General features: G+C 47.1%; 15 protein-coding genes. 10 read left to right on the top strand and 5 right to left on the bottom strand.

What is annotated here, in order from left to right; translation table 11 throughout:
* Positions 1–106: 106 nt before the first annotated feature.
* Entirely contained in the window at positions 107–2,164 is a 2,058-nt protein-coding gene (locus tag MHN31_RS06560) for a S9 family peptidase (RefSeq protein WP_239443817.1), read from the bottom strand.
* 309 nt (positions 2,165–2,473) lie between these two features.
* Between MHN31_RS06560 and yddG the strand changes: the two genes are divergently transcribed.
* The 4 genes from yddG (at position 2,474) to MHN31_RS06540 (ending at position 9,157) form a co-directional block, all read left to right on the top strand.
* Positions 2,474–3,367, top strand: a complete 894-nt coding sequence (gene yddG / locus MHN31_RS06555; protein WP_239443816.1) for an aromatic amino acid DMT transporter YddG — start codon at positions 2,474–2,476, stop codon at positions 3,365–3,367.
* A 67-nt stretch (positions 3,368–3,434) separates the two neighbouring features.
* Positions 3,435–4,304, top strand: a complete 870-nt coding sequence (locus tag MHN31_RS06550; protein ID WP_239443815.1) for a PhzF family phenazine biosynthesis protein — start codon at positions 3,435–3,437, stop codon at positions 4,302–4,304.
* Between the two features lie 108 nt (positions 4,305–4,412).
* Positions 4,413–6,314 carry a S9 family peptidase gene (locus tag MHN31_RS06545; RefSeq protein ID WP_239443814.1) on the top strand — a complete coding sequence of 634 codons (1,902 nt, stop codon included), beginning with the start codon at positions 4,413–4,415 and terminating at the stop codon, positions 6,312–6,314.
* A gap of 290 nt (positions 6,315–6,604) precedes the next feature.
* Entirely contained in the window at positions 6,605–9,157 is a 2,553-nt protein-coding gene (locus MHN31_RS06540) for a serine protease (RefSeq protein WP_239443813.1), read from the top strand.
* Positions 9,158–9,312: 155 nt separating this feature from the next.
* On the opposite strand, the gene aroQ is transcribed toward MHN31_RS06540, so the two are convergent.
* Both aroQ and MHN31_RS06530 read right to left on the bottom strand, forming a co-directional pair.
* A complete protein-coding gene (gene aroQ / locus MHN31_RS06535; RefSeq protein ID WP_239443812.1) occupies positions 9,313–10,509 on the bottom strand; it encodes a gamma subclass chorismate mutase AroQ in 1,197 nt (398 codons plus the stop codon).
* A gap of 297 nt (positions 10,510–10,806) precedes the next feature.
* On the bottom strand, positions 10,807–12,435 hold the full coding sequence (locus tag MHN31_RS06530; RefSeq protein WP_239443811.1) for a Na/Pi symporter: 1,629 nt from the start codon (positions 12,433–12,435) through the stop codon (positions 10,807–10,809).
* 296 nt (positions 12,436–12,731) lie between these two features.
* Here MHN31_RS06530 and MHN31_RS06525 point away from each other — a divergent pair, with 296 nt between their 5' ends.
* Genes MHN31_RS06525 through MHN31_RS06515 form a run of 3 tightly spaced genes read left to right on the top strand, consistent with a single transcriptional unit; the run spans position 12,732 to position 15,834 of the window.
* Positions 12,732–13,109 (top strand): crosslink repair DNA glycosylase YcaQ family protein, encoded by a 378-nt coding sequence (locus tag MHN31_RS06525; protein WP_125557739.1) that lies wholly within the window; start codon positions 12,732–12,734, stop codon positions 13,107–13,109.
* 4 nt (positions 13,110–13,113) lie between these two features.
* Positions 13,114–14,496, top strand: coding sequence for a M23/M56 family metallopeptidase (locus tag MHN31_RS06520; RefSeq protein WP_239443810.1), 1,383 nt, complete (start codon positions 13,114–13,116; stop codon positions 14,494–14,496).
* Between the two features lie 3 nt (positions 14,497–14,499).
* Entirely contained in the window at positions 14,500–15,834 is a 1,335-nt protein-coding gene (locus MHN31_RS06515) for a M23 family metallopeptidase (protein WP_239443809.1), read from the top strand.
* Between the two features lie 66 nt (positions 15,835–15,900).
* Here the strand turns inward: MHN31_RS06515 and MHN31_RS06510 are convergent, their stop codons facing one another.
* Both MHN31_RS06510 and MHN31_RS06505 read right to left on the bottom strand, forming a co-directional pair.
* Positions 15,901–17,070, bottom strand: a complete 1,170-nt coding sequence (locus tag MHN31_RS06510) for a right-handed parallel beta-helix repeat-containing protein (RefSeq protein ID WP_164517468.1) — start codon at positions 17,068–17,070, stop codon at positions 15,901–15,903.
* A 448-nt stretch (positions 17,071–17,518) separates the two neighbouring features.
* The gene (locus tag MHN31_RS06505; RefSeq protein ID WP_239443808.1) at positions 17,519–18,481 is read right to left on the bottom strand and encodes an endonuclease/exonuclease/phosphatase family protein; all 963 of its coding nucleotides are present in this window, start codon (positions 18,479–18,481) and stop codon (positions 17,519–17,521) included.
* A 147-nt stretch (positions 18,482–18,628) separates the two neighbouring features.
* On the opposite strand from MHN31_RS06505, the gene MHN31_RS06500 reads away from it, so the two are divergent.
* From MHN31_RS06500 to MHN31_RS06490, 3 genes are all read left to right on the top strand, one after another.
* The gene (locus tag MHN31_RS06500; RefSeq protein WP_125557730.1) at positions 18,629–19,096 is read left to right on the top strand and encodes a CreA family protein; all 468 of its coding nucleotides are present in this window, start codon (positions 18,629–18,631) and stop codon (positions 19,094–19,096) included.
* A 165-nt stretch (positions 19,097–19,261) separates the two neighbouring features.
* Complete coding sequence (locus MHN31_RS06495; RefSeq protein WP_239443807.1) at positions 19,262–21,283, top strand: DUF3857 domain-containing protein; 2,022 nt, start codon at positions 19,262–19,264, stop codon at positions 21,281–21,283.
* Positions 21,280–22,359 (top strand): lipoprotein, encoded by a 1,080-nt coding sequence (locus MHN31_RS06490; protein ID WP_239443806.1) that lies wholly within the window; start codon positions 21,280–21,282, stop codon positions 22,357–22,359. The genes MHN31_RS06495 and MHN31_RS06490 overlap by 4 nt, the downstream gene beginning before the upstream one ends.
* The last annotated feature ends 8 nt before the right edge of the window (positions 22,360–22,367 follow it).

Genomic DNA, 22,367 nt, shown 5'->3' with positions numbered 1-22,367 from the left:
GAATAACAGACAGCTTCTAAAAAACAAGCTTTATGAGATTCATAATTTTTAAAAGGCAGTTTGTTCAGTAGCGGCCACCACCTGCATGGCAGGTGGCCGCTAAGATTTAGTCTTCTTTATTGTCGGTTCGGTATTTCTCAAACCAGGCCAGGATGTTTCCTACTTTACGTGCCAGGTTGGAAGGCTTGGCTGCGATACCGTGATAAGCCCCCTGAATACGTACAAAGGCGCTGTCTACGCCTTGTAGTCTCAGTGCACCATAATACTGCTCACTTTCTGCCATTGGCGTACGGACGTCGAGCTCACCGGTCAGTACCATAGTGGGTGTCTTAACATTACCAACCAAAGAAAGCGGCGAGCGGTTCCAGTATTGCTCGTAGTCATTCCACGGCAGATCGCTAAACCAGTAACGTGTCATGAAGGTATAAATGTCAGAAGCACCGATCATGCTGGTCCAGTTGATAACAGGCTTTGCTACGACCGAAGCTTTAAAGCGGTCCGTTTTGCCGATGATCCAGGCCGTTAACGTCCCGCCGCCTGAGCCGCCGGTGACAAACAGGTTTTCCTCATCAACATACCCTTTGGCAATGACGCCATCGACCATATCCATCAGGTCATTGTAATCTTCTGACGGGTAGTTTTTATCAATTTGGTTGGCAAAATCAGCGCCCATAGACGTTGAGCCTCTAGGGTTACCGTAGACAACGACGTAGCCAGCAGCGGCGAATAACTGGACTTCGGTTGAAAACTCAGGGCCGTATGCCGTGTGTGGACCACCATGAATTTCCAGGATAAGCGGGTATTTTTTCTTGGGGTCGAAGTTTGGTGGGGTGACTATCCAGGCTTGCAGGCGTCTTCCATCGACACTGCTTTTCACTTCCATCAGCTCAGGTTTATTAAGCGTTTTATGGTCAAATACATCGCTATTCAGGTCGGTCAGCTGAGTGACTTTCCCACGTTTGGAGATCACCGCTAAGTCGGCAGGGCGCACGCCAGTGGATTGAGTGAACACAACTTGCCCATTGTCAGCCACATCATAATGGCCTGACGTATAAGGACGACCCAGACTCATGCCCCCCAGTGCATCTGTTTGCGTTTTCATCTTGCCAGATAAAGAGACATACGCGACGTGTTTTTTACCTTCGTTGTCGTAACTGAAATACAAGCCTTTGCTGTTGTCGGCCCACTTTACATTGCCAACACTACGATCAAGATTAGGTGTCAGACGTTTAATGTCTGAGCCATCCGGGTTCATCACATACAGCTCAGTGATCTGGTTTGATTTACCATTGTCTTCAAAGCCAGTAAATGCCAACTTTTTGCCATTAGGGCTCATCTTTGGACTGCCCTCTGGGCCAGACATCGCAGTTAGTTCAGTGACTTTTGAAGTTAAGACATCAATCGCCATCAAATCGCTGTTGAAAACGTCAAACTGCGCATCATCGTGGGTATTGGCAGAGACAATGATTTGCTTGCTATCTTTTGTCCAGGCCAGAGCGCCCGCGAAGTCATGTGCACCTGAGGTGATCTGTCTTGGTGACCCGCCAATTGCTGGGACCACATAGACGTGCATATTACCAGGGCGTTTCATTCCGGCACCGTCACGCTGGAATAAAGTTTGGTCGATATACTGAGCATTATCGGCCCACTTAGCATCTTTGGGCTTAAAGTCGAGGCTAAACAGGGGCTTAGATTTGCCCGGCGTAAACATGGAGAAAGCCAGCTGCTTGCCATCTGGCGAGAAGCTCAACCCACTGGGTGTCATACTGACATCGGTCACCCGTGCAGTAAGGCCTGTGGCCAGATCGCGCATATAAACCTGTACTTTGCCTTCCTTGCTCGAAAGATAGGCCATTTTGGTGCCGTCGGGAGAAAAGACCGGGCTGAAATGGTTTTTAGAATCGGATAGCAATGGCAGGTGTGTCTTACCATCTAATGATACTGTCCAGAGGTTCCTTTTCAGGCTGTCCGTCATGATATCCATGCTGCGGCGTTCATAAACAACTTGCTTACCGTCAGGCATGACCACCGGGTTGGCGGCATACTCGATATTGAACAGATCTTTATAAGTGAGGGTGTTGTTAGTGTGCTCAGACTCAGCAGAAAGTGCGGAACCGGACAATGCCAGCGCAATACAAGATGTTAAAATAGAAAGCTTTTTCATTGTTTTGGTACTCTACTCGTTGTTGTCGTTGACCGTCCATACGCCTGTATAAGAAATATAAACCGTCGCTCGATACATCCCCTATTTATGATATGTTATAACACTTTTTGGAATAGATACGCGGTAAGTGGCAGAATTATCCGACAATTAACTGATACGTCGGATAATTTATGGATAAAAATTTGCTATCTCGCATAGTCACGAGGTATCGTGCCGACAGTTTGATTTTCTAATTTACTCAGAGCTTTCTTTTCGCAGTGCCTCTGCCATGCCGAATATCGTGGGTTCATCAACACATAGTTTAAAATCATGAACAAGTCATACCAATATACCCTGGCTGGGGTGGCCGCTATTTTGCTGTGGAGCGCCGTGATGGGATTAGTCCGTGCTGTAACTGAAATGCTGGGACCTATAGGTGGCGCAGCCTCGATTTATACAGTGGCATCTGTATTTCTGGTAGCAGTGATGGGCGTGCCAAAATTCAGGCTGTATTCGCCACGTTATATCCTGATCGGTGGCAGTTTGTTTGTCGCTTACGAGATCTGTCTGGCGCTGGCACTGGCAATGGCGAACTCGCGGCAGCAGGCTGTAGAGATGCTGGTAATCAATTACTTATGGCCGGCACTGACCGTCCTGATGGCAGTGCTCAGCAGTGGCAAACCATGTAGTAAGTGGGTTTACCCAGGTATTTTTCTGGCCTTTTTTGGTGTCGCCTGGAGTATCACAGGAGAGCAGGGACTGACCTTACAACAAATAGCCACGAATGTGGCCACCAACCCTGTAACCTATGCAATGGCTTTGGTTGGTGCATTTTTATGGGCACTTTACTGCATTTTAACCAAACGTATCGGGAACGGACAAAATGCCATTACCTTATTCTTTATAATGACCGCCGTAAGCTTATGGCTTAAATTCGGACTGAGTAATGAAAGCACTATGGTGTTTGATGCTGAATCTACCGGGTTACTATTGTTGACTGGCGTTGCATTAGGAAGTGGATATGCACTTTGGAATTACGCCATTATTGGTGGCAATATGGTATTGCTGGCTACTTTGTCTTATTTCACACCTGTACTTTCAACGGCACTTTCGTCCCTGATCTTGGGGTTAGTGTTATCACAGAGCTTTATACAGGGCGTATTTATGGTCACTGCGGGATCTTTATTGTGCTGGTGGGTCACTCGTACTCAGTTCAATCAATGAAATGACATGCGTAGCCTAAAATGGGCTGACTGGTATCAGCTGAGTCCAATGGCAGACAGGAACAAATATGAATCATCTCACAGTTTATTTGGTTAATGCTTTTACAGAGCAAGGCAAGGGCGGAAACCCTGCAGGTGTTGTACTAAAGGCTGACGGTCTGACAGACTCTCAAAAGTTGGCCATTGCGCGGTCAGTGGGGTTTTCTGAAACCGCGTTTGTCTCATCAGACAGCGAGGCCGATTTTGCGTTGTCTTTTTTTACGCCAACGGATGAAGTCGACTTTTGTGGACATGCCACTTTAGCAGCGTTTTCTGTGATGTTTGAACAAGGGCTTATCAGCGACGGGGATTACACGCAAAATACCAAAGCGGGTCAGCTTGGCGTAACAGTCGAGGCAAATGGACGCATAGTGATGGCACAAAACCTCCCTCAATATATTAAGCGCTTTAACTACGAAACGATTGCCGACCTCATTGGTCTGAACGTGTCTATATTAAGCGCAACTCAATTGCCAGTCGAAATAATATCAACAGGATTACCGGATATCATTGTACCCGTAGCAACAGGGCATCTGGATAAGATTAAAGTGGACCAGCAGGCCCTGAGCGACTTTTCCCGCCAACACGATGTCATCGGTTTGCATGCGTTTGAGCTGAGTGATGCCGGTGAAGTGTTCACGGCGCGTTGTCGTAACTTTGCGCCATTGTTTGGTATCCCGGAAGAATCAGCCACAGGAAGCGCCAGTGGGGCACTGGCGTGCTATTTAAATCAATATGTGTATCCTGCCCGGTCCAACCATTTTGTGTTTGAACAAGGACGTGCGATGGGATGTGCCTCGCGTATCACCGCTGAACTTGAATCGGATGAGCTGGGGGTCAAGCGCGTGCTTGTCGGCGGGATGGCTCAGATCACAGGACAGAGGGGGCTGTCTATTTAAGTTGATAGGTCATAACTGTATAGAGCAAAGCCACTCATCGCTATCTCTTTTAACTTTCTGTTAATTTAGGTAGGCTAGCTGGGATTCAATTTTCGGAGGTATTTCGCGATGTTGCGAATTCTAGTAAGTGCTGGCCTGGGACTGGCAATGACGACCGGTGTGGCCGCCAAAGAGGTGATGACGCCGGAAAAACTTTGGCAGGTAAAACGTGTCAGTGCATTGGGGCTAAATAAAGATAAAACCCACGTCATTTACAAAGTGACTATGCCCAGTGTTGAGATGAACAACTTTGACAGCAAAGTCTATCAGGTGCCGCTCAAAGGTGGAACGCCTCAGCTTCTTGACGCCTACCAGGGACTGCTGGCAAACAGCAAAATCTCGCCTGATGGCAGCAAAAAACTGTTCCACGAAAAGGTTGAAGTGGAAGCCGTGCTGGCTTCTGACAGACACAAGGCGCTGACTCAAGCAAATGCCTATGTGTATGATGACCTGAACTACCGTCACTGGGACACCTGGAAAGATGGCAACTATAAGCATGTGTTTTATCAGGATCTGAAAACAGAAGAAAAAGTCGACATTATGCTGGGGCAACCCTTTGATAGCCCGACTTCTCCATTTGGCGGCGGCAGTGATTATATCTGGGGACCTAAAGGCGAGAATATCTACTATGTGAGTAAAAAGCTCACCGGCGCAGAATATGTCGCCAGTACCAATACCGATATCTATCGTTATAACCTGGCCAGTAAGCAGACTACTAACCTGACACAAAGCAACCCTGGTTATGACAAGTATCCTGCATTTTCGTCAAAAGGGCATCTTGCCTGGTTGCAAATGACCACACCAGGTTACGAAGCTGATAAAAACGACATCATCATCAGAGTTAAGGGTCAAAATATTAATTTGACCGCACACTGGGATGGCACCGTAAACAGCTTTAAGTGGAGCGAAGACGGTAAACACATTTACTTTGTGGCGCCAACCGACGGCACAATCCAGTTGTTCCAGGTATCTGTAACTACCAATCCAAAAGCCAGACCGGCTATTAAGCAGCTCACCCGGGGTCAGTTCGATGTGAATGGCATTGTGGCGGCACTGGATAAACAGCTGGTGGTAACGCGTAATAGTATGAACAAAGCGAAAGAAATTTACCGCTTTGATTTAAAAAGCCAAAAGCTGAGCGCACTGACTAAGGTCAATGATGCATTTTATGCCAATATGGACCTGCCAACCGTTAAAAAGCAGATGGTAAAAACCAAAGATGGCCAGGATATGCTGACCTGGGTTATCTATCCGCCAAACTTCGATGAATCGAAGAAGTACCCGACTTTATTGTATCTGCAAGGTGGCCCTCAGTCTGCACTCTCACAGTTTTACTCTTTCCGTTGGAACTTCCAGGTAATGGCGTCGCAAGGTTATATTGTGGTTGCACCTAATCGTCGTGGTATGCCAGGACATGGGGTTAAGTGGAATGAAGACATCACTCAGGACTGGGGTGGTAAAGTGATGCAAGATTACCTTGATGCCATTGATGAGGTGTCTAAAGCGTCTTATGTCGATAAAACTCGTATCGCAGCGGTCGGTGCTAGTTTTGGTGGTTATTCCGCTTTTTACCTGGCAGGCAATCACGATGGTCGATTCAAGTCCTTTATCGCACATTGCGGTATCTTCGACCTGCGGAGCATGTACGGTAGCACAGAAGAAATCTTCTTCGTTGACCACGAGTTTGGCGGTGCGTACTGGGAGAAAAACGCTGCAACCGATAAAACTTACGGGGCCTTTAATCCAATCAGCTATGTGGATAAATGGGATGCACCTATGTTTGTTATCCACGGTGGTAAAGATTACCGGGTACCGCTGGAGCAGGGGATCCAGGCATTCCAGGCAGCGAAATTGCGTGGTCTGAAAAGCCGCTTCCTGTACTTCCCTGAAGAAAACCACTGGGTACTCACACCACAAAATGGCATTGTCTGGCAACGTGAATTCTTTAAGTGGCTGGATGACACACTTTAATTAAACGATCACGGGCCCGACTATGAGGCCCATGAGCTGTTTATTAAGATTTACTGGCCGAATGACTTCGGTCAGTAATTTTATAGATATTAGATAGTTACGCCTCAGAAATTGCCTTTCTTTTTGTTACTAACGCTCTAGAACCCAGGGCACTTCTTTTTTTGTTAGTACTTTTTTTGTTCAAGTGACAATATCTTGCGTATTTTGTTTTATATTCAGGAACAATCTGTGGTAATTTGTTGATTGTTTAGCACTAAGTAAACAAGTAGTTTAAAATCAGGATAATCTACATGGAATCGACAATAAAAAAAGTACTCTTATTCACTTTAGCATCCACTTCCCTGACTGGGGTAGCGCTTGCGAAGGAGAAGCTGCAACCGCAACCACGTGCCGCTATGGGCGATGTTAGAATTGTGGGTGGGGGGGAAACAATACCATTTGCCTATCCATTTATGGGTAGCCTACAACTTTTTGATGGTGATAACTATGGCCACTATTGTGGCTCTTCTCTGATTGCGCCGAATAAAGTGTTGACTGCAGCTCATTGTGTTGAAGGCTGGAGTGCCAGTGACTTTGCGGTGAGGTTTGGTGGTCATGACCTGACAGATGAAAGTCAGGGACAGCTCTATAAAGTAACTGATATCGTCATGCATGAACGCTATCGTGATCAATATAACTATAACAATGACATTGCGGTTCTTACTCTGGAATCACCTGTTGAAGGAATAACACCGATTGAACTGGCAGACCCTGAACTGAAACGCAGTTATGTTGTGGGTGAGAACTTTAAAGTGATGGGGTGGGGGGCGCTATATGCAGGTGGCCCTTCGCCAGATAAACTCCATGAAGTGGACGTGCCTTATATCTCAAACGAGGTTTGTAATGATGCCCAGCATTACAATGGTAGCATTTCAGATAGTATGATTTGTGCCGGATTCGATGAGGGGGGTAAAGACTCTTGTCAGGGGGACAGTGGCGGCCCTCTGATCGTCAATCGTGATAGCCGTTGGATCCAGGTTGGTGTCGTTAGCTGGGGAGAGGGGTGTGCTTATGAATTCAAACCCGGTGTATATGCTGATGTTGCTGCTTTAAATGAGTGGGTGATTCGAAATCAGCAGTACGTAGGGTTCCAAGCTGCTGATACAGTACTCGCAGACAAGCCAGATACTACAGTGTCAATTGCCTTAAAAAACAAGTCAGACCTTACAGTTGATATCGCAGCTATTCTGCTATCTGACGCGTCTGCCGGTGTGAGTATCGCATCTGAAAACTGTACTACTGCTGCGATTGAGCCAGGTCAGCAATGCGATGTATTGGTTTCTACATCGGACAGCATTAAAGAGGGGCAGTTTACCTTGAGCGCTGAGCTGGTAAACCAGGACGTATCGTCGCGCAGCCATACCTATAGCTACGAGAAGATCCCAGCCAGCCAGGTCGATATCAACGCACACATGTCTTCAGAGTCTTTCGTGCAATGGTACACAGGTGGTGACGCACCGTGGTTCATCAGTGAAGAGACTGCTGCGGACAATACGCAAACACCACTTCTGGTGAGTGGTGACATAACAGACGGGTCGGAAACCCCAGGGTTGAATGAGTCGTCACAGAAAACTATTTTGATGGCTGAAATCAATCATGATCTGGCTATGGGCATTGATTTCGAGTACCTGCTTTCATCGGAACTTGGCTATGACTTTTTCACTTTTTATATCAACGGTGAACAAGTGCTAAGACAGAGTGGTGAATCCAATTCGTATGAGTCAGCTTCATTTGAGTTGGGTAAAGGCTTAAATACTGTGATGTTTGAGTACTTCAAAGATGGCTCCGTCAGTGATGGTAATGATAATGTTGTGCTCAAAGCACTGAACATAAAAATGCGTGAAAATCTAAGCCCTGCTATCAAGCTTGCAGAGGCAGAACTCAGTGTAAGAAGTGGTATGGAGATTACCCTTGATGCAACTGGGACTAGCGATCCGGAAGGAAACAGTTATACGCTGGCCTGGACTGATATCAATGCACCTGAAACTGTATTGAGCACTGAAGAAGCGTTTAGTTTTGTAGCGCCGTTAGTCAATGAGACCGTAACTCAGGTATTTGAAGTCACTGCAACTGATGAGTACGGTGCAGTATCTAAACAACATGTTACTGTGACCATCGATGAAAACAAGCAACCAGTGATCAATGTCGCTGAGGCGAGCATTGAGGTTCGAGGTGGCTCTGAGTTTACACTAGATGCAAGTGCGACGATCGATCCTGAAGGCGATGCGTTGTCTTACACTTGGGTAAATCTTTCAAGCGATGACTCGGCATCCATTGCTGAGACAGCCATCATGAATTTGAAGGCGGGTGAAGAGCAGATTGGTCAAACTCTGGTGTATGAGTTCACAGCAGAAGATGAGTATGGTGCCAAATCGTCACAGTTGTTTACGGTAGCGATTGTTGAAAACAAAGCACCCCAGGTTACGTTGACAGCCAACTCAACTTTGGTTGCCGCGGGTCAAAATATTGAACTAAACGCATCGGCTTCTGTTGACCCGGAAGGTGATACGCTGACATACAGCTGGGAACAGGTATCCGGGACCAGTGTGAATGTTTCTGGTAGTGATGCACAATTAAGTGTAACAGCACCTGATATCACTCAGAGTGAGGTGCTTGAATTTGCCGTTACAGTAACTGACTCCTTTGGCTTATCGTCAACTGAGACCATTAAAGTTGCTGTAGAAAAGTCTGCCAGTAGCAATAATGTAACAGCAGAACAGCCTAAAAAGGACAGCGGTTCTTTTGGTTCCTTTGCCTTGTTGCTGATGTCTTTGGCGTTGTTTACTCGTCGTATTAAGAAGTAACCAACCCTGAGATTTTTTAGAGGCATTACAATTGTCTAAACATGCAAAAATACCGTCACTATCAATGTAGTGGCGGTATTTTTTTGATCATATCAGCCCGTTCTGCTTTATCGGCGCCAAGGGCGGGTGGATAAAGGTAAATCAGTGCGATCCGATTAGTCGGTTGCCTGGCAGTTCTTAACCCTGCGCACGCTTTGTAATGCTCGGTAAAGTCTTTGTTTGTCCTTGCCTGTTAAGTTATCGGTGACTAGCACAGCATTAAAAACAGGCTCCAGTTCCGGGGTTAAGTTGCCATGTTTTGCCAGGTGACTGGTCAGTGTTTCGAGTATGGCTGAGCCGAGATGATTCAGGCTATGTCTTAATTTGGTGAGATCTGCCGTTTTGTTGGGCACGCCTTCAGCCAGCCATTGTGCGCGATATCGATATTGAATCGCCTTGGCCGCATCCATCTGTGCCTGAAAAAATGCCTTCACACTATTTGTATCCAGGCATTGCTGTCTGGCTTGTTCCAGCGCTTGTGAGAGCACTACAACTTCACGGGATAAGTCTTCAATGGGTTTGTGCTTGTTGGCTTTAAATAGCGCCACAGACTGCATTTGAGCAAGGCGCTTATCAATTAACGAAAACACAGATTTACCGGAGTCCGCTCGTGCTTTTATTTGTGTTTGAGCATGAACCACGACCTGTTTTAGTGCTGCGCGTGCTTCGTCCACGTTGACTTTGTGAGGCCGTTTTTCCAACTTCATTAAGCCAAATAAGGTTTGGTTATCTGCGTTATCCTGAATGCCCACTTCACGCAATGTCAGCTTAGGATACACTGCTTTAAGTGCGCAACTGCCGATTGCAACTGTGTTTTGGTCAAACTGGCCATCAGCGAGTAGGCGAGCCGCTTCGTTGGTGCCTTTTGGCACAGGTTTGGTTTTTATCTGATGCACACTGAGCCACCGGTTGATCTGTTTCAGAGCTGCCGGGTGAGAGGCTGCATGCGTGATTTTACTGGTGTTGTTTAATCCGAATACACACATTTCGATGGGCATATGCACAGACGCTTTGAGTTCAATGACCCGATAGCTGCGCATTGCATTCACAATGGCCGGGACCAGTTGCCCTTCGATGGTGGAGTTGGCCAGTGCGCTGAAAGCCCACGCATTATTTTCAGCAGCTGTTGCGTAAGTATTATCAGGCGTGCCCGAGTAAAGGCGTTGAAAGGTCTCTGCGTTACGGTCTTCCAGCAAGTCGAGAGCTGCGTGATTAAAACTTCCAGGCCCAGCTTGTACGTATACTGGGGCTGCCTCGGCTATGACTGCCGACAGTAAAACAGATGAAGCAAGTAAGTGAGATAAAAGGCGCAATTGTAAAGGTTTCCAAAGATATATCAGACAACAGGCATGCTAGCAAAATTGCAACTGCCTGTCTCAATAAGAGAGGGTTTTAGACTGTGCTTAGCATTTTATAAATCAGCAGGTGTGAGACATGGTGGTCGGCGTTAATCTGTACTGAGACCCGTCGGGTGTGCTTTAATTTAAAGGTGACTTTTAACATCCTGACTTTTGCAGATCAGTTATCTGCCTGAATGGTACAAGGGCCGGGATTACGCCGGCGCTTTTGTCTTATTCTTACTCGCACTCAAGCTTTGTGCCTCCACAGTACTATGGAGAGGCGTTTGGATTAAGCTGCTCGTCAATGAGGTATAACAACAGCATAGCTTTATGCCATTGCTGGGTTAGCTGCCACATATCGGACAAACCATTAATATTGCGGACCATATTGTCAATTGGCAAAGTAGCGTTGGTGCCGGCAAGGATCAAATCGTCTTTGACGTCGTCGTGTAGCTGTTGCAGTGCTCTGAGAGCGGCCTTAAACGATTCTGTGTCCATTGATGGTGTTTCTAAGCTGGTCCTCATAAAGTGGCCTAGCTGAGACTGGTATTCTTCGAGCTGGGCATGCAGTTCAGGATGTTCGGCTAATGCTTTTTGTGGTTGTAGCTGAGCGAGCTTTTCAACACAATGGCAGCAGGTAAACAGGTAGTGTTCAATGCGCATTAATTTTGCCAGCAAACCCGTGGTTTCTTCAGACAGAGCTGATTGCTCAACAGTAACAATGAAATTAGTAATGTGCTGGCATAACATCTGGATGGTATGTATTTCCTGCTCTATGGCCAGGCTATCGAGAGGTTGCTGGGATTTTTCGTATTGTGCCAGCAGTTTATCGGCAACTAACTTAGTTTCGAGCAGCACTGCATTGGTTGCCAGTGCCGGGGTCTGGGCAATGTTTCTATCCAAAAAGCGTGGCCGGGAGGCAGTTTCCTCGGCGCTACAAAAGCGTTTCATCAAAAAACCAGCCAAGCGATTGTTGAGTGGAAAAATGAGTATCACGCCTAACATGTTAAACAGGGTATGAAATAGTGCCAGAGACAGTGCAGGGTTGGCTGTCAGGTTAAAAAAGCTGGTGAGCTGGGTTATCAGGTAAAATAGTACGGGCAATATTGCAAAGGCGACAAGTGCCGTGAGTGCATTAAAAACGACTTGAGCCGCAGCCACGCGCTTGGCATTAGAAGTGGCGCCAATAGCTGCCAGTACAGAGGTTGAGGTAGTACCGATGTTCGCACCTATGACCATGGCTCCAGCCGCATAGAGACCTATCATGCCGCTGGCTGCTGCCGTGATAGTGAGCGCAATGGAGGCGCTGGACGACTGTGTAAGTGTGGTCATGACAATACCGACCAGTAGAAATGTCAGCATACCGGTCAGACCCTGAGCAGTGAACTGGCTTAGGTCAAACCTTGTGACGACATGTTCAAATGCGCCTTTAAGTATATCTATGCCAATGAAAAACAAGCCAAAGCCGACCAGTGCGAGCCCTGCGGATGCGAGCCGGGTTTGTGGTCGAAGCAGTTTCATCAACGCGCCTAAACCAATTAGAGGTAACGCAATGGCTTGAATATTGAACTTAAAGCCCACTGCGGCAACCAGCCAACCAGTGACGGAGGTGCCAACATTGGCACCATAAACTATGCCCAGTGCCTGATGCATGGTTATGAGGCCGGCATTAACGAAACCCAGCGACGCCACGGTGACTGCACTGGAAGATTGGACCAGCGCGGTCATACAAAAACCTGAAGCGATGCCCCGCTGCGGGGTTTTAGTCCAGGTCGCCAGTACTTTACGTAGCGAACTTCCCGCAGCGAGTTTCAGGCCGTCGGTCATCATACCGATGGCAACCAGGAAAATCCCCAGGCCGCCAAGCAAACTACCTAATAACTGAAATGTCTCTGCCATTGCTTGCCCCATTTTATTGGGCAAACATCACAGAAATAAGCAGCTTGCCCGTATCACTTAACTGTCATAAAAGTATCAAGTTTCGCAAAACGGCGGTTGTTTGAGGTCAACTTTTGCCACAGTCACAGGTTTACAAAGATATAAATAGTATTGCCTGCAAGTCAGAGGTTAGCAAGAAAAGGCTAATTTTCAGTTGTTTGGAAACCATGCTATAGCAGTTTCTGTAAAGTGTGACTTGTGTCGCACTTTTTTAACTGTTAAAGTGCGACAAGTGTCACATCAAAAGAATAATAGAGATGAAACCCAACACCACCGAACTAGAAATCCTCAAGCTACTGTGGCAACAGGAGCCACGTACTGCAAAAGAGATTCACGACGCCATCGCTGATCGTTTCAACTGGTCATATTCTTCAACACGTAAAACACTTGAGCGCATGGGCGATAAGGGCTTGTTGAGCATTGGTGAGCAAGGCAATAAAAAGTCGTACACCGCAAAGGTTGAGAAAGTACCCACTTTGGCCGCTTACGCTCAGGAATTTGCTAAAAATGTACTGGAACTGGATGGCCCATTACCAGTTGCTATGTTTGCTGACAGTCGTTTGATTGAATCACAGGAGCTGGAAGAGCTCGAGCACTTGCTGGAATCATTATCTGAGCAGGATAAGCGGGGCTAATAAAATGAGTTTGGCAACGTTACTTTCTCTTCTTCTCTCGGTACTGGTGTGGTGCCTCGTATGTGGTGCCTTGGTGCAGGTGGGTCGCTTTCTGAGTCGTCACCACCCGTTCGCCCCCGGCCTATGGTGGGCATTGTTAGTGCTCAGTTTTGTGCCTTTTGCACCGCTCCCTGAGATGACGCTGGATGAAGTGATCCCGGCGGTGTTGTATGATTTTAGTGAGCAGGCGGGAAAGCTGCAGTTAAGCACTGAGATAATGCTGACGACTGAGAACCAATGGAACGGTTTGTGGATATTTATCGCGCTGATATTCGTGATGGTACTGCAAAGCATTCGTAAGGGGATGTGTTTACTCAACAAACTTGCCAGCCTGCGCGCTTTAATGAGCAGTGCCGAGCCGCTCCAGGCAGACCTTAGTGCGTCTTTTTCATCGCTTACTCAGATCAAAGGCCGTCAAGTGCCCGTATACGTGCTACCTCTGAATTGTACGGCGTTTGCTATGGGGGTTAAAAAGCCGACTATCGTGATGCCGCAATACTTTGCGACTTTACCTGAATATAAACAGAGGACTCTGCTGCTGCATGAAGTAACGCATCTGGCTCACAGAGATCATATTGCCCTTATGGTATGGCAAGTACTCAAATGCCTGTTCTGGTTTAATCCAGCTATTGCGAGGATGGAAGCTGCGTTCATTAATGCCATGGAGGCACGCTGTGATGCGCAAACCATAGGACGTTACGGCATTGAACGGCAACAGTACGCAGCCACTTTACTGGATGCCCTGAAGCACAGCACACTAAACAAGACACCCAATGCAGTCGCCGGGTTTGCATCGCAGGCATTATCCCTGGCTGATTATAAAAGTCGCCTGGTGCAAATCATGAAGCCAGTGAAAACGCGGCATCGTTTTGTCACACTTAATATACTGGCGATCGCCATGTTTAGCGCTTTCGTCTCTTTCCAGGTGAGACCCTTATTAAGTCCTCAGACACCTAACTGGCAACTACCAATGAATGATTACAAGATCAGTTCTCACTTTGGTCACGTATGGGCCTTTCGTAATCACAAACCTCACGGTGGGCTTGACATGGTTGCAGCAAAAGGTACGCCTCTTGGCGCGATGGCAACGGGAAAAGTGCTGGTGGCCGATGAGATAACCCTGGCAAAAAATTATGGTAAAACGGTACTGATCCAGCACAGCAATGGTTACCAGAGTTTATATGCCCATCTGGATAGTATTGCTGTGTCACAAGGTGACTGGGTATCTGCTGGAGAGGTCATCGGCACTTTAGGTGACAGTGGCCGGGTGACCGGGGCTCATCTACATCTGGAGATCCTGGTTGACGGAAAACGCCTTGATCCGCTGAGTATTTTTCCAAAGGACTAAATTATGAAATACCATTTGATGATCGCCATACCTCTGGGCATGGTGTTAAGCACCCTTGTGTCTGATTTACCTGAACAGGCCTCTGAGCAATGTGATAATGTGGTTACGTCAGTTGTCGCTGAACAGAAGCCTAATTTGAACCAGAACAATGGCAAACCGGTGTTGGCTCAGCAACCTGCCGCCGCTCAGTCACCCGCTGCACCTGAGCATTCACCAAACACTGAGCACAAGATCCTGACGCTGTCAGCGGGCCAGTCTTTCACTGCTTTGCTGAAACCTTATGGTGTGAGCGAACGGCAGGTGTTTAATTTACAGAAGTTAATGGCACCTGAGGTGAACCTGAGTCAGCTACCGGTTGGGCAAAAGATAAAAATTGATATCACAAAAGGCAAACTGAGCTCTATTACCCTAGCAACCGGATTCGCGCAGCGCCTGAATGTGTCGATGACGGGCCAGTGGCACAAGCGTCTCTATCAACTGGACACTCGTCAGGCCCAGTCTGTCCATGATGTCGCAATCACACAAAGCTTATATGAGTCACTGGTTGAGGATTCTGTGCCATTGGATGTGATCAATCAGACCATCACGGTGTTTTCACACTTTGTGGATTTTCAGCGCGAAATACATCAGGGCGATGCATTAACTATGATGTACGACAAAGCTATTTTATCGGTGAAGGATGGCCTGCAACAGCAGCTTGAAAAAGCGGGCCAGCTAAAGTTCGCCAGATTGCAAAATCAGGGAGAGGATCTGGCTGTATACCACCATCACACTGAGGGCGGGCAAAGCGGCTTTTACTTTGCAGATGGTCGCCCGGCACAAAGCTTTTTACTTAAAACTCCGTTAAATGGCGCGCGATTATCGTCAACTTTTGGTAGTCGTAAACATCCTATTTTGGGATACACCCGTTTGCATGCCGGGCTTGATTTTGGCGCACCTGTTGGTACACCTATCTTTGCCGCCGGTAACGGGACTATTAAAAAAGCAGGGTGGGGAGGTGGCTTCGGCAATCGGGTTGTGATCCGCCATGCGAATGGCTATGACACGCTGTATGCACACCTTAATGGGTTTGCAAAGGGAGTGAAACCAGGCACCCGTGTCAGACAGGGGGAGGTAATTGGCTATTTGGGTAACACAGGATTGTCTCAGGCGCGTCATTTACACTATGAAGTGCACAGGCATGGCAAACCCATTAATCCATTATCCCTAAGGCAGGTAAAACAGCAACGTCTTGACGGCAGTCAGCTGGCTGATCTCCAGCAGAGTATCGCGCGTGTACATCAAAATCCACTGCTTAATCAGTACGTTTCGGCCATGCCGGTAGCTGATAAGTTGTAACTTTGGATGGGAGATATGAACAGTAGAGCCTGTTTATGCTCTACTGTTTAAAAATCAGCGAGCTGGCTACTCAACCACGTAATGACGGTTGTTTAGCTCTAGTCTGAGTACATTATTGTTCAGATAAGAGTAGGTCATCGGGCGATTAGCTGCATCAACCTGACCCTGGTTCTCGATGGTATTTTCTTTGATCAAGTTAGGGGTAGCCGTATTCGTTGCATAAAGCTTAATCCCGTAACTAAGTGGGTGCACAATGAGGTTTTCACTATATTCATGGGCATCGCCACCAGATACCGTGTTGTCTTGCTGCGCTGGATTACGGGCAAAAATACCGTTTTCCCCTGCGTATAGAATATGGTTATTATGAATCTTCAAACCGTCGCCATCTAGCATCATGCCATTGCCGCCACTACGATAGATTAGGTTGTCTGATACTGTCACATGATCACCGCCAACCTGAATACCTGTGTTCTGATATTTAGGATCGAAGGGACTTACGCCAGTGCGGTAGATTTTGTTGTTGCGGATCGTTGCATCCCCAGCCACTGAGTTAAGCTGGATGCCATCGGCACCAATGTTCTCCAGGGTGTTGTTGTAAATATCCACGTCAGTTAGCTTATGCGGATATACCGTTGTTGCGACACCATCACACTCCAGCTTGCGGCTCTTCCCTGTGTAGCCGATGTACATGCCTTCGCCTGTTTCTGTGTCGTGAATGTAGTTGTGGTGAACGCTGAGTCCACGCATTGTGAAGTTTTCCTGCCAGGTGGCCGGATCGCAGGTTGGATCTGTTTTAATCAGCAAGCCTGCAAACCGCGCGCGGTAGATCTCTAGATTATCAATCTCAATGTACTCGCTTAGCCCACCAATGCCTACTGTGCCGCCAAGACGCATACCATAGCCAGCTTCATCACGGCTGCCGGTAATGCGCAATTGAGAGGATTTCTCCACGGCAATACTGTACTCGTAAGGTGTAGTTGTAACCGTGCCATTTTCGTTGCGGATCACGACCGGGTTACCTGCTTCACCGTGCACATTGCGAATACGCAGCGGACCACGTTCCCCGGCTGCCAGGCAGATGGTGTCACCAGCAACCACTGCCAGCGCGTCGCCATCGATCAAATGATGGCTTGAAGGGATCACAATGTCGCATTGAGAGGCCAGGGCCTGAGGAATAGCACATAACGCCATCGCGCCAGAGATTAGAGTTAACGTGAGGGTTTTCGTGTCTTTCATTGCTTCTTCCTTATTGAAGTCGTCGTTACACTTATACCAATTTGCTTAATTAAGTGTTCTAATTTGAGGCGAGAAAATATCGTCGATAACAAGGCAAAAATTTTGCTATTTAGTTGTTCTAAATGAGAAATTTTTAACGCCGTTAGCGTCATATTTGCTCCTTCAAATTGAACAGGTATTAAGTGAAATTGGTATTTTATTGTTCAACAAAGATACCACAGCAGAATGCGTTAATATCCTGCCTGTTTGGGGGGGAGCGCTGCTGCTTACATGGCTAAAGATGGGGTCATACAGCACCTGAGTCACAGGCAGGTGCTGACACATTTGTTGCCATCGACAGCATTCCATACCTCAATGCAGGCAAGGTTATCAAGCTGACGGGTATCATTCGTCAAAACGCATTGTGCTATTAAATGAAATACTTGTCTATTATTTAGGTAATATTTTGTTACTCGTTTTGAATGATGTTGTTAAGTATGGCCAGCTCGTTATTGGTATTGATCTGCACCCAGAGCGGGAAGTGATCGCTCAGCTCATAGGTCCATTTACTCTCAGGGATGCCGGTATCATCGAATAACGCTGCCATCAGACCATTGGCGGCAAAGTCAATTACACCGCCCTGGTCGGCGTAACTAAACGCATGTCTGGCACGATGCAGAATTTGGTCATAGCGTTTATTACCGGCACTTGCTGCAGTGTCATTGATGTCTGCCAGCGCCACTGGCATCTGTAATCCGCTTGACTGGGTGAGCGCCTGGTAATAGCGATCACCAATTCGGGGAATGTTGAAATCTCCCACTACAATGAGATCTTCATCAAATACCGTGTCAGCGTTGTCTATCCAGCGGCTTTTTATCCAGTCGCCAAAACTGGCCAGCTCCTGTTCGCGACCCGGGCGGGTGCCCCAACGGGCATGCATGGCCAGCATCATGAAATCAAAACTGCCAGCTTTGAATGAGGCCATATAGGGGGCACGCCACCAGGATTGCTCGCTGACGTACTGGTCACCTACTTTTTGCCTGTCGGGCTGCGCTTCTGCGGCGAGGCCGGTAAACTGGACCATGCGCTTGTCATATACAAAGGCGGTGCGTTCCCAGTTGCCGCCAAAGTCACTCTGCCAGTCACTGATCACAAATTGCCAGTTCGGGCCCAGCATATGCATCACGCGTTTGAAGTCGGTTAAATCATCTCTGAGCTCGGTAATGGCAATGAGATCAAACTGGTAAAGAATACGCGTGATCAGAGCAATGGCCAGCTCACTGCGGCTGCGTTTGCCAAAGTCGCGGATATTCCAGGTGGCAATATTCAGGGTTTCATCCAGCATTGAGGGGGGAATATGGCTATCTTCAATGCGCTCTACAAGTAATTTTAGTTTTTTGGCTGTGGCTTTTGAAAGGTGTGTCAGTTCCATGGGTTACCTTGAACGGTGATGAATAGATTCATAAAGCTAGACCAATTTGTAATAAATACCAGTGGCTTACTGTGTCAGCCATATTTTTAATAGCAGGTTTGTGCAACAATGGTAAACTGAATAAAATCACATATCTCAGGAAAGAGAATGAAAAAAAGACTACTACTGCTTCCAGCAATGATGTTACTTGGTGCCTGCTCAGACAGTGAAGTGGGCGATGTATCTCTTGGTCTGTTTACATTGAAGGACATCAAGTTGCATTCAATGACGGATCCGATTGTCACAGGCGTAACGTGTCATGTTGCCAGCATTGAGGCCGATCTTAGTTTGTCAGATCCCAGCGACAGCTCTATTGCCTGTCGTCAGACCGGAGAAATCACGCCTCAAATGATAGCCCAGATAGACAAAAGCAAGTCTGGTGAAGTGGTGTTCAAACAGTCAAAAAGTGTGTTTTTCAAAGCCATGAAGGTCAGGCGTATTTATGATTCCGAACATCAGACCTTGATGTACCTCTCTTATACCACTAAAGAAACCTCGGGTAGCTTTAAACATAGTTTGTCGACGGTGCCTTTATGGGGCACGCAGGCTTATTCTGAGAAAGCCATTAACCCCTAGAGTCACTACGCCATGACTGGGCAGGTGGTCGCGTTGGTGATTAACAAAGTGTTACCTGAGTACCTTGCTTGCCTATGTCGGTCTGTATAAACTGACGCGTTTTCGTGCCAAAAGAAGCCTGATAGCTCTGCAAGCTGTTCAGGGAAGAGCAAAAAGTTGAGTATTATGAAGCAGCTATACATCATATTCGCCATCGTTCTGATGGTTTGGTTTAATCCTGTCCAGGCACTCGGTGAGCGTCCTGATGTGACTATTTCGTCTGCCCCTGGTTGGGTTACTAAGCAGCCATTAACGGCATTACCTGAAAGCCTGCGCAAGCCGCTTCATTATCGACTGGTCGACAGTCAGGTGAGTGACGACGCAGAGCAGACGTCCTTTTCTCATAACCGCTATGTGTTTACCGATGCTGCCGGCGTTCAGGAAGGCAGTACTGTCAGAGTGCGGTTCAATCCAGCGTATGAAAAACTGGTATTTCACAATGTCACTGTCTTTCGCGATGGCACAGCGGTTTATCAGTTAACCCCGCAGGATATTAAAGTGATCAACGCGGAAGATGACCAGCAAAATAATATGTATCTGGGTTTGTTTGATGCCTTGATCTTGCTTCAGGATATCCGCGTCGGCGACGAACTTGACTACAGCTACAGTTTGTCCGGCAAAAACCCGGTATTGGGTGATCGTTTCAGCTACTTTGATAACCTTGGCTGGGGCGTTGCGGTCGATCTGTTGACCTTTAAGCTCACCTTACCAGATGATAAACAAGTAGCGTACAAAGTATTCGGTAACCCTAATGCCGAGGTGCAACACCAGAAAAGCGATGGTACGCAAACCTTTACGGTTCGTGTCGAAAACAGCGTAGCTCATACCGTTGAAAACGAACTACCTGGCTGGTTCAGCCCTTTTCCTTATATTCAATTCACCGAGTTTAATTCCTGGCTGGAAGTGCAGGACTGGGCGGCGCAATTGTTTCAGGTAAACACTGAACATAGCCCAGAACTTAAGGCCTATATCGCTGAACTTAAAGCATTGCCAAAGCATCAGGCAATTGAGCAAGCGATCACCTTTGTACAGGATGAAATCCGTTATCTGGGCCTTGAGCTGGGTGTCAATTCGCATCAACCTAACATGCCTCACCAGGTATTTGAGAAACGTTTTGGTGACTGTAAAGATAAAACGCTGCTACTGAATACCTTGCTGCGTGAGCTAGATATAGACGCCCAACCTGCCTTGGTGTCGACGGATAAACGTGCCCATATTAGTGAGTATTTGCCAACGCACAGCGCCTTTAACCATGTCATTACTCACTTTACATTGGATGGCGAGACATTCTGGGTTGATCCGACGATTAACTATCAGGGCAGCAGCTTGTCTAGTTTGTATCAACCTGATTATGGCAGCGCTTTGCTGGTGGATAGCCAGTCAGGCGCTCTGACCACAGTAACCGTAAAATCGGCACGCCATGGTATTGATATTAATGAGATGATTATCGCCCCTGATTATGTGTCGCCCGTACAATGGCGGATTGAGTCACAGTATTATGGCTGGCAGGCTGAACGATTGCGATATCAACTGGCCTCTTCAGAAAAAAAGGTGTTTCAGGATCATTCGCTAAACTATTATGCGCAATTTTATCCCGGCGTACAGGTTAAAGCACCGATTAGCTTTGCGGATAATCGCCAGGACAACGTGATCACTGTGGTGGAATCTTACTGGGTGCCTGATTTCTGGCAACCACTTGAAGATGGGGCTGCTGAATTCTACCTTGCCGCAGGTAATGTCAGCCAATACGTTAAATTACCTCAAACCGTGCGCCGTAAGCAGCCACTGGCCAAAGTATATCCACTGTCTTTGTCTCAGCGTGTCACCTTGCTCATGCCGTCAGATATTGACTTCAGTGCGCTGGCCTATCAAAAATCCTTTGCCGATCCTTATGTGCGAATCGATAGTGCCATGGAGTATGACCGCCGCCGAGTGACTTTTCACGCTCAGTATGAGGCCCTTCAGGAGTCCGTGCCGGTTGAGGCGGTGCCTGCGCATCTAAGTAAGCTTAAACAGGCCAACAAGTATAGTGGTTTTGGCGGCACAGTCAGCGAAGTGACGACTAACCCTCACTACACCTTATTTAAGGATTTTGTTAAGCAACTTGAGAACAAAACTAAGATGAAATTTGTCGGAGAATCACTATGAAGCGCATATTAAGTCTGCTGGTTTTAATCTTGGTTGTGTCTGGGTGTGCGTCCACCAAAAAAACCGCTTTTATTGAATCGTCAGCATCGGTTTATGAAGCGAACAAAAAGGTGGAGTATGTGCTGAATAACCCCAACGAAAATGCATTTTTAGAACTCATCGACCGAGATGCAAGTGAAACTTATGTAAAAAATGAACTGGGAATAGACGATCCCAAGTTTGCGTTGAAAAGTGCGTTCGTCTCAGCCGGGGCGATGATGGGCTTGTCTTCATTTGACCACATTTTCTATACCCACAGTCGTGAGCAAGGTGACTACTGGCTTAGCCAGTATATCTTCTCGCATGACAACGGTACCTTTGCGCTGGTGGATATTACCCTCACAAAACAAGGCTATAAATTGGTTGATGTGAACAACCGAAGCTATCGCTCCAGCGTAGTGCGCTTTTTCGCGCAATATGATCAGCAGATTGAAGCGGCCGGACACGAAGAAGTGGTAACAGCGATCACGGATCTTATGGAGAAAAAAGAATCGCAGTTGGCGCTGGAAAAGTACCAACAATTGCCCTCAGAGCTAAAATCATTGCCCATTGTTCATGAAACCTTATTTCGCTCTATAGAAACCTGTGATGGTAAGCAGCATCAGGAATTATGCAAAACCTTGCTTCAGGAGGGGAATCAGGCTTATCAGGGCTTATTTGAAGCAAATCTGTATCGCACTATGGGGCAATATGAGCAGGCACTAACTAAATTTGAACAGCTGCCTGAGGATATACGTTTTAGCCCGCCAATTTTGATGGAAAAAGCTATGGTGCTGGCTCAACTTGGACAGAAACGCGAAGCGTTTGGTATCGCTTTAGATGCCTTGTATCGTAATGCTTCAGGCGCGTATGGTTATCTGATCATGTTACAGGTTGCGTTCATCACTGGTGAACACGATGCTGCAGTTGAGCTACTGACTTTTATGAAAGACATCTTTGAGATTCAGTTTTCTGAACAAGAGCTGGCAGATATCAGTAACAGTGAGAGTTTCCTGAATTCAACGCAGTATGCGCAGTTTAAACACTCTTATCTATAACACCAGGA

The organism is Pseudoalteromonas sp. McH1-42 (genome assembly GCF_022347845.1).
Classification (GTDB): Bacteria; Pseudomonadota; Gammaproteobacteria; order Enterobacterales; family Alteromonadaceae; genus Pseudoalteromonas; species Pseudoalteromonas rubra_D.
The sequence above is the reverse complement of the archived record's forward strand: the minus strand, read 5'-3'. Positions and strand labels throughout refer to the sequence as shown.

Bases quoted from the DNA above. Each gene is read 5' to 3' on its own strand.
- MHN31_RS06530 (WP_239443811.1), bottom strand. From the start codon at position 12,435: ATGGCAGAGACATTTCAGTTATTAGGTAGTTTGCTTGGCGGCCTGGGG.
- MHN31_RS06550 (WP_239443815.1), top strand. From the start codon at position 3,435: ATGAATCATCTCACAGTTTATTTGGTTAATGCTTTTACAGAGCAAGGC.
- MHN31_RS06505 (WP_239443808.1), bottom strand. From the start codon at position 18,481: ATGGAACTGACACACCTTTCAAAAGCCACAGCCAAAAAACTAAAATTA.
- MHN31_RS06540 (WP_239443813.1), top strand. From the start codon at position 6,605: ATGGAATCGACAATAAAAAAAGTACTCTTATTCACTTTAGCATCCACT.
- yddG (WP_239443816.1), top strand. From the start codon at position 2,474: ATGAACAAGTCATACCAATATACCCTGGCTGGGGTGGCCGCTATTTTG.
- MHN31_RS06500 (WP_125557730.1), top strand. From the start codon at position 18,629: ATGAAAAAAAGACTACTACTGCTTCCAGCAATGATGTTACTTGGTGCC.
- MHN31_RS06520 (WP_239443810.1), top strand. From the start codon at position 13,114: ATGAGTTTGGCAACGTTACTTTCTCTTCTTCTCTCGGTACTGGTGTGG.
- MHN31_RS06495 (WP_239443807.1), top strand. From the start codon at position 19,262: ATGAAGCAGCTATACATCATATTCGCCATCGTTCTGATGGTTTGGTTT.
- MHN31_RS06525 (WP_125557739.1), top strand. From the start codon at position 12,732: ATGAAACCCAACACCACCGAACTAGAAATCCTCAAGCTACTGTGGCAA.
- MHN31_RS06560 (WP_239443817.1), bottom strand. From the start codon at position 2,164: ATGAAAAAGCTTTCTATTTTAACATCTTGTATTGCGCTGGCATTGTCC.
- MHN31_RS06545 (WP_239443814.1), top strand. From the start codon at position 4,413: ATGTTGCGAATTCTAGTAAGTGCTGGCCTGGGACTGGCAATGACGACC.
- MHN31_RS06515 (WP_239443809.1), top strand. From the start codon at position 14,500: ATGAAATACCATTTGATGATCGCCATACCTCTGGGCATGGTGTTAAGC.
- MHN31_RS06490 (WP_239443806.1), top strand. From the start codon at position 21,280: ATGAAGCGCATATTAAGTCTGCTGGTTTTAATCTTGGTTGTGTCTGGG.
- MHN31_RS06510 (WP_164517468.1), bottom strand. From the start codon at position 17,070: ATGAAAGACACGAAAACCCTCACGTTAACTCTAATCTCTGGCGCGATG.